Genomic DNA, 554 nt, shown 5'->3' with positions numbered 1-554 from the left:
CATCTTTCTGGTTGTTCAAAGGTTACTTTGACCTGTCAGTAAAAGACACGTTGAAAACCTGGGGTCTGCTGGAGCTGGTCAACTCCGTGGTTGGGCTGATTATTGTGCTGATTATTAGCATGGTAGCGTAAAAGGACACCAGAGCCTGCCAATGGCAGGCTCAGACTGATGACAAAGTCTAAAAATGTGCCCGGACAGTCCCCTCGCCCCTCCGGGGAGAGGGTTAGGGTGAGGGGAACAGACCAGCAAAGTGCGCTTTGTTTATGCCAGATGCGACGCTGACGCGTCTTATCTGGCCTACAAAGGGCTAACGTGCAGGTTTTTAGCTTCAGGTAATATTGCGTACCAGCATTAGCAATGTCCTGTGATTTCTTTATTGATAAACAAAAGTCACGCCAATAATCGATTGCACATTCCCTGCAGTCACCTGCCCTCCGGTACGTGCATAATTTGCCGTTAATCCCAGACTCACCGCCGAAGTCCCTACTGCTCCTAACGATACCGTGTTATTCGCTGGAATAATCGTACCGTTGCGCGTCAACTGTACGCCGACG

Annotated in this window: 1 protein-coding gene and 1 pseudogene; one reads left to right on the top strand and one right to left on the bottom strand. The window is 49.8% G+C overall.

The genetic code is table 11. The features are described from left to right. Positions 1 to 131: GntT/GntP/DsdX family permease (locus ACWKXT_RS24310; protein ID WP_454542715.1), on the top strand; the 131-nt coding region annotated here is incomplete at its 5' end. Between the two features lie 242 nt (positions 132 to 373). Here the strand turns inward: ACWKXT_RS24310 and ACWKXT_RS24305 are convergent. Continuing rightward, positions 374 to 554, bottom strand: a pseudogene (locus ACWKXT_RS24305) (fimbrial protein); the annotation flags it as partial.

Source organism: Enterobacter sp. UPMP701 (genome assembly GCF_053709515.1).
Note: the sequence above shows the minus strand (reverse complement) of the source record. Positions and strands in the feature narration are given on the sequence as shown.